The organism is Bacillus sp. ISL-34, assembly GCF_018613325.1.
GTDB lineage: Bacteria > Bacillota > Bacilli > Bacillales > DSM-1321 > Peribacillus.
This window is the reverse complement of the sequence record NZ_JAGGQJ010000050.1, coordinates 33,628-40,383: the sequence shown is the minus strand read 5'-3', so window position 1 is coordinate 40,383 and position 6,756 is coordinate 33,628. Positions and strand designations below refer to the sequence as shown.

The window sequence follows — 6,756 nt, the reverse complement described above, 5'->3', positions numbered from 1 at the left end:
AATAAGCTTCTACAATGGATTTATGCACTATTACAAAATAACTCGACTTTCCAAGATCTAACCTAGTTTAAAAGTATAACTAAATAGCACAAAACTTTCCAAATACGGTTCATTGGAAGGTTATTTGGCATGCACAAATTTAGTATAGCATGAAATATTTTAAGTTTTCATTGAAAAATGTTGACTAACTATTAGCTGGTTTAGTTCCATAAAGAAAAAGCTGCCTTAAAGACAGCTCCGATCTTCAGTTAGAGCACCTATTAGTTCACGAACTCTTTTTCTTTAAACTCCAGTAAATGACAAGAACTAATGGAATAATAAGAGGAATAACAATAAAAAATGAAAATGTCCAAGCTGTACTCAAAAAAAATACTGCATCACTACAGCCCTGCGTCCCACATTCCGTTGCTCGTAGCCCTTTTTCATTTATGGCTGAAAAATAACCGATTAGTCGTATTCCGAATAAGAAAAACCATACTACCACTATAGCAATTGAAATTAAAATTAATTTAGACCAAGCTCCTACTCGTTCCATTAAAATCCTCCCAAACTACTCAATAACTTAATTCCCCAATGAAAAGAATTATATCATTTTGAAATGGTTTCTTCTTAAACTAAACTGCCCCGATAGTTGCATAAAGAAAGAGCTGCCTTAAAGACAGCTTTGATCTTCAGCTAACGCACCCGTTAGTTTTAGTACATTTCTTCACAAATATAAGAACAAGAGCTGCCAATGCAACTCCCTTATTGAGTAAAGCACCTGTTAGTTGAAGAAATCATATCCTTGCTTAGCTTCTCAAATAAACAACACTGTTTCTTCGTTCTACTTGAAAATTTAAATCATCCTTAATATTAAGCATATAAACTGCATCTTTATAATTCTCAGATTCAAAAGATATACCATATCCATTATTCTCAGGATAACCATATAAATAGCAGACCACTTTTCCATCGTTCAAGAATACAATTTGATTCATTCCTTCATTTACAGTTGCGTTAATAGTATCCCATTTATAACCTACCGTTTCATATATATGATCTGACGGGGTATATGGTTCAAAGGAATATACTACATCCCAGTCAAACGGTGTTACTTCTAATAAATTTATTGTTTCAACGGAATGTCCAATTGATAACACTTCTTCTTTTAACAACTCTTCGTTTACATCCCATAAATCTTTCTTTAATAGATTTATAAAGATAGCTATACAAATAATACCCAAAGCTATAATTAATACTGTCTTTTTAGATTTCATAACTATACTCCACCTTGAACAACAACCTTCCTAACAAATATTCTATTTCATTATAACAATTATTTCTAAAAATGGAATGTATTCTTAATGAACTAACCTGCCCCTTTAGTTCCATAAGAAAAGAGCTGCCTTAAAGACAGCTCCAATCTTCAGCTAACGCACCCGTTAGTTCATTACTTTTTTAGGTTGTACTTATAAGGTATTATATTCGGAACTTTTATAGCGTCTGTTCGTATAGATTATAGGAGGGGATAGTATGGAGAATAAGAAAGAGACAAATGTTTTGAAAGATGCGGCTAAATCTTTTGTTAAAGGGGTTACTTTTGGTAGTGTTTTTGATCCAGATATGAGAGAAGAAAAGGCTGATAAAACCAAAGAATTTACTGATAAAGAAATTATTGATCATTTATCAGGAAGAAAGAAGCTCCCTGATGCGGATATTGAAGAGTTAAAAAGAGCAGCCAAATATAGAGGATTATTATAAAAATAAGAAAGCCCTATTTATATCAGGGCTTTTTATTTGTGCCAATAACCTAATTACGTGTGATTTCTTATTAAACTATCCTGCCCCGATAGTTCCATTAGAAAAAGCTGCCGAAGCAACCCCTTATTGAAGTAAAGCACCCGTTAGTTGAAGAAGACCGGTTGTAGATTTTGACATCAACTGTACATTAAATAAAAAAACCACTGCATTAGAGTGGTTGAAAAAATTGAAGACGGGCTGACAATGAAAATTAATCGTTGGGATTTATTATGGCTAATACCTGATGATCCTCCCAACGATCATTTATTTTTATATTTTGTTTTGCGATTCCTTCTTTATGAAAACCAGCCTTTTCTAAAACACGTATTGAACCTATGTTATGTGGCATAACGCCAGCCTCAATCCTATGTAAATTAAGAGTTCTAAAAGCATAATCTACAACCATTTTAACAGCTTCTGTAGTGTAACCCTTACCATTATTTTTTTGATCTAAGTAATAACCTATCAATGCACTCTGAAGGGGACCGCGAATAATTTCAAAGAGGCTGATAGTTCCTATTAGTGAATCATTTTTTTTTAGAAAAATTCCAAACTGGTATTTAATATTTTCTTTTGATTTTTGTTCCCAAGTTATTATTAATTCTTTTTGCTTTTCTAAAGAATAGTAGTTAGATGGACGTTTTATTGAGAATGGTTCAAAGAAATCCTTATTTTCTACTAGCAATTGTAGTAAATTTTCAGCATCTGATAAATTAAGTTCTTTTAAATAGACAACCTCACTGGAAAACACAATTAATCCCCTCCCTTAATGGAATATATTTCATTATATACTATCTATAAAAGGCAAAGATTATTTGTTTTTCGCACAGTTCGTCTACTCTAAGCTTCTTCAACTAACCTGCCCCGATAGTTGCATAAAGAAAGAGCTGCCTTAAAGACAGCTCTGATCTTCAGCTAACGCACCCGTTTTAGTGGAAAAATAATATTACATTTGGTACCAAGTTGAGGTTTACTATCTATTTCAATATAACCATCATGAGCTATAACAATTTGTCTTGCAATTGCCATCCCTAAACCAGTACCTGAAATATTAGAAGAAGCACTTATTCCTCTAAAATAACGGTCGAATAAGCGTTCAACTGTTTCTTGGTCCATTCCTACCCCATCGTCCTCGATTGTAAGTTGAATTTCTCTTTCAAGCGAATCCTCATGTAATATGATTCTAACTTTAGTATTTGGAGGGTTGTGTTTGATACTATTCGCAATTAAATTTTCAAATGCTCGCTTTAAATATCTTTCATCCATGTTAAAAATAATTGTATTATTGTTAGGTTCAAAAGAGAAAATCTTATTTTCTGATTCCGGCAATCTTTTCAGTTGTTCCAAAACGTTGTTGATGACTTCTACTAAATTTTTTTCTTCACGTTGTATAGGAAGAGCCTCATTTTTCAATTGAAAAGTTAAGCTAAAGTCTTCAATCAGTTGCTCCATATACTCCACACGTTCTTCCATGGTTCTAGCAAAGTGACGCACTTTATCTTGTTCCCAATCATATTCAGTTGAAGATAATAGTACAGTATAGCCCTTAATAACAGATAAAGGAGTTTTTAAGTCATGGGATACGCCTGTCATCCATTCTTCCCGTGTCTTTTCTAATAACTCTCTTTCTTCTGTGTTTTTCTGAAGGGTTGATGTAAGTTTAGAAAGAGATTGCATCAATTCTTGATATGTTTTATATTCGGCTTTATTGAGTAGGCGTTTTTTAAAATGAAAATTCCCAAAGGGTTCTTCATATTTTCCTTTAGATAGATTTTCAATCCAGGAAACCATATACAGCAATGGAGCACCTAATTGTTTCCCGAAGAATAAGGCAATTAAAATTCCTATTACAATGATGGAAAGAATCCACAGATTATTCATCCAATAAAGAAATGGATTATTGCTTTTCATTGGTTTCCCTAACACCCATGTTAAATCTTGATTGTTTTTGGTTTCATACCATGTAGATAATTGATACCCCTTTTTGGCAGGATATAGGTAATCTGATACTAGCTCTCCAGGTATATAATGATTCGGTATGGTTTTGGGTTTATTAAAGAAGAAGATCTCATTTCCCTGTTCATCTAATACCTGAATCCACATCTGGTTCTTTAATAAATCTTCCTTTGTTTTCGAGTTGATTGAAAGTTGTTGATCTCTAACAACCGTATCAGCAACAATTTTGCTAATTGATAAGCGTGGAGTTTCAATTTTGTTATGCCCTAGAAAGAAGCTGAACAAAAGCGTACTAATCACGATGAGTGAACCCCAAATAAGCATGAGCCAGAAAAGACGTGATACAAAGTAAAATGCCACTCGATTTCTTAATTTCACTTTATATCCTCGCTTGTTGCAGCTTCAAATATATAACCTAATCCCCGAACTGTTTTAATCCATTTAGGTCTGCTTGGATCTGCCTCTATTTTTTCACGTAATCGGCGTACATGTACCATTACGGTGCTATCCCCACCATAAAATTCCCCCCATACATCTTTATAAAGTTGATGTTTGCTCAAAATTTGATTAGGGTGTTTACAAAAATAGAGCAAAAGTTTCATCTCTTGGGTTGGGCATTCTATCCTTGTTCCATCAACAATAAGTCTTCCCATATTGGGGTCTATTTTAAAATAGTCATAATCAAACACCTGCTTTAGAGAATGAGATGAGGAAACTTGAGGAGTTCGCTTTAATTGAGCTTTGACACGAGCTACAACCTCTAATGGGTTAAAGGGTTTCGTAATATAGTCATCTCCACCAAAACTAAACCCCTGCAATTTATCTAAATCTGTTGCTTTTGCTGTTAAAAACAGTATGGGGGCATTTGTATGCGAGCGAAATTTGCTGCATAGAGTAAAGCCATCAATGTCTGGCAGCATAACGTCCAACAATATAATGTTCGGATTTTCTTGTGTTGTTTTTAAGAGGGCCTCGGTTCCTGTAATGGCTGTTAAGATATTATGAAACCCTTCCTTCTCAAAGACAGTTATTAATAAATCTAGGATATGCTGATCGTCATCAACCATCAGGATTTTATGCTCTTCGAGCTTGAAAGTCATATGTATCCTCCCCTTCTATCTTATTATTTTACATGAAAGGGTTGGCTTGCAAAGTAGTTATAGAAAAGAATTAATACCCCGTTCAGGATTCTAAATATTCATTTTTTTTATAACCCTGTGCTTATTGAGGTTTATCATATTAAATAGAAACATTTCTAGAAAGTCGTTAAACAAATGTTTAGTAAGAGTTTCGTTCGTGTTTAAAAACTTTCGTTTACAATAGAAGTGAAGTGAGGAGCAAATGAAAGATCAAATCGTTGTCACGAACGAACTGACCAAAAAGTATAAGAAGCACACATCCGTAGATGGGTTAAATTTACGGATTGAACGTGGGCAAATTTACGGCTTTCTCGGCCCAAACGGTGCTGGTAAAACAACAACAATCCGAATGTTACTAGGTTTGATTAAACCAACAAAAGGAAGTATTGAAATCTTTGGCCAGAACCTTATCAAGAATCGTTTGCAAATTTTACAACGAATCGGGTCACTAGTCGAGTCTCCAACGTATTATGGCAACTTAACTGGTTACGAAAACTTAGAGGCCATTCGTAGGTTACGGGATATACCCGAAAAACGAGTCAATGAAGTTCTGGAAATTGTCAGATTAACTAAAGTAGCTAACCGGCTAACAAAAGAGTATTCCCTTGGAATGAAGCAGCGTCTTGGGATTGCTGCAGCTCTGTTAAGCAGTCCAGATTTATTGATTTTGGATGAACCCACAAACGGTTTGGATCCGTCGGGCATCCAAGAAATGAGAGAGCTGATAAAAGAATTACCTAAGTCAGGAATGAGTGTTCTTGTATCCAGTCATTTGTTGAGTGAAATAGATCAAATGGCTACACAAGTAGGAATCATTAATAACGGAAAAATGATTTTCCAAGATTGTATAGAACGATTACGACAAAAACGTAAACCATTATTAAAAGTCGGGGTAAGCGACGTAATCAAAGCAAAGACACTATTAAAAGGGAAAGGATTAAAGGTTGAAATGCAAAAAGACTTTTTGTGGTTGGCCCAAACAGAACCAGAGTTTGTTTCAGAGATAAACTCCATTCTTGTGCATTCGGGAGTATCTGTGTATCTGCTTGAAGAAGTTAAACGGTCGCTCGAAGATATTTTCTTGGAATTAACCGGAACCGAGGGAAGTCTATGAAAAAGATATTATGGGCGGATCAAATAAAGCTAAAACGTTCCTCGTTATTTATTGTAGTCTTATTGGTCCCCTTACTGATCTTGGCATATGAATTGGTGAATCTCACATATCGAGTTGAGTATGTGGAAAAACAAGCTGAAATGTTCCATGCCGGCTCTATGTGGATGTATTTATTGTATGATAATAGTTTATTATTCGGCCTTGGTTTTCCGTTAGCCGCCACACTTGCTGCGTCAATAATAGCAAATATCGAACATCAGGCGAACGGATGGAAACAAACGCTGTCATTACCCATTTCAAGAGTTCGAATCTATTTAAGTAAATTTGTTTGGTTAGTGGTTAGTTTATTCCTTTCTCTTTCAATTTTTCTAGTTGGCATGGTGTTGTTAGGAAAGATGTTAGTGTTTGAAGGAAGTTTGCCATGGGGGCTGTTGCTCGGCGATTGTTACGGCATGTTGATTACAGTGTTGCCTATATTGGCTTTCCAGCTATGGTTATCCATGATTTTTAAAAACCAGGCATTCTCGATTCTTATTGGATCCGTATCAGCCATGATGGGCCTGTTTTTGGCTGCTTCTCAAACGACGAGATGGTTTCCACTTGCTTATCCTAGTCAGTCTTCAACGGTTATTTTACAGTATGAAGGCATAGCGTATAATCCCGATTTTTCAGCCTACCTTATCATCAGTCTTTTGGTAGGAACAATCCTTTTATTTATAGGATCTATTCATTTTGCTAAACGCGATGTTTTGTAAAAAGGGAGGGAAA

Annotated in this window: 8 protein-coding genes; 3 read left to right on the top strand and 5 right to left on the bottom strand. The window is 34.9% G+C overall.

Annotated features, from left to right (window positions below; genetic code table 11):
* Positions 1–265: 265 nt before the first annotated feature.
* Both J7E52_RS26310 and J7E52_RS26305 read right to left on the bottom strand, forming a co-directional pair.
* Positions 266–535: a DUF2333 family protein gene (locus J7E52_RS26310; RefSeq protein ID WP_214751470.1), complete on the bottom strand. Its 270-nt coding sequence runs from the start codon at positions 533–535 to the stop codon at positions 266–268.
* Between the two features lie 253 nt (positions 536–788).
* On the bottom strand, positions 789–1,256 hold the full coding sequence (locus J7E52_RS26305) for a hypothetical protein (protein WP_214751468.1): 468 nt from the start codon (positions 1,254–1,256) through the stop codon (positions 789–791).
* A gap of 256 nt (positions 1,257–1,512) precedes the next feature.
* Between J7E52_RS26305 and J7E52_RS26300 the strand changes: the two genes are divergently transcribed.
* On the top strand, positions 1,513–1,740 hold the full coding sequence (locus J7E52_RS26300) for a hypothetical protein (protein WP_053533520.1): 228 nt from the start codon (positions 1,513–1,515) through the stop codon (positions 1,738–1,740).
* Between the two features lie 250 nt (positions 1,741–1,990).
* Here J7E52_RS26300 and J7E52_RS26295 read toward each other — a convergent pair whose 3' ends face one another.
* The 3 genes from J7E52_RS26295 to J7E52_RS26285 all read right to left on the bottom strand — a co-directional run bounded on the left by J7E52_RS26295 (position 1,991) and on the right by J7E52_RS26285 (position 4,835).
* A complete protein-coding gene (locus J7E52_RS26295; protein ID WP_214751466.1) occupies positions 1,991–2,530 on the bottom strand; it encodes a GNAT family N-acetyltransferase in 540 nt (179 codons plus the stop codon).
* A 164-nt stretch (positions 2,531–2,694) separates the two neighbouring features.
* Positions 2,695–4,113, bottom strand: a complete 1,419-nt coding sequence (locus tag J7E52_RS26290) for a sensor histidine kinase (protein WP_214751464.1) — start codon at positions 4,111–4,113, stop codon at positions 2,695–2,697.
* A complete protein-coding gene (locus J7E52_RS26285; protein ID WP_214751461.1) occupies positions 4,110–4,835 on the bottom strand; it encodes a response regulator transcription factor in 726 nt (241 codons plus the stop codon). Before J7E52_RS26285 ends, J7E52_RS26290 begins: the two co-directional genes overlap by 4 nt.
* 241 nt (positions 4,836–5,076) lie before the next feature.
* Here J7E52_RS26285 and J7E52_RS26280 point away from each other — a divergent pair, with 241 nt between their 5' ends.
* On the top strand, positions 5,077–5,988 hold the full coding sequence (locus tag J7E52_RS26280) for an ABC transporter ATP-binding protein (RefSeq protein ID WP_214751458.1): 912 nt from the start codon (positions 5,077–5,079) through the stop codon (positions 5,986–5,988).
* Complete coding sequence (locus J7E52_RS26275) at positions 5,985–6,743, top strand: ABC transporter permease (protein WP_214751455.1); 759 nt, start codon at positions 5,985–5,987, stop codon at positions 6,741–6,743. Before J7E52_RS26280 ends, J7E52_RS26275 begins: the two co-directional genes overlap by 4 nt.
* Positions 6,744–6,756: the final 13 nt, after the last annotated feature.

What these genes read in the sequence shown, in the direction of transcription:
- J7E52_RS26310 (WP_214751470.1), bottom strand. Translation starts at nt 535, where the DNA reads ATGGAACGAGTAGGAGCTTGGTCTAAATTAATTTTAATTTCAATTGCT.
- J7E52_RS26305 (WP_214751468.1), bottom strand. Translation starts at nt 1,256, where the DNA reads ATGAAATCTAAAAAGACAGTATTAATTATAGCTTTGGGTATTATTTGT.
- J7E52_RS26300 (WP_053533520.1), top strand. Translation starts at nt 1,513, where the DNA reads ATGGAGAATAAGAAAGAGACAAATGTTTTGAAAGATGCGGCTAAATCT.
- J7E52_RS26285 (WP_214751461.1), bottom strand. Translation starts at nt 4,835, where the DNA reads ATGACTTTCAAGCTCGAAGAGCATAAAATCCTGATGGTTGATGACGAT.
- J7E52_RS26280 (WP_214751458.1), top strand. Translation starts at nt 5,077, where the DNA reads ATGAAAGATCAAATCGTTGTCACGAACGAACTGACCAAAAAGTATAAG.
- J7E52_RS26275 (WP_214751455.1), top strand. Translation starts at nt 5,985, where the DNA reads ATGAAAAAGATATTATGGGCGGATCAAATAAAGCTAAAACGTTCCTCG.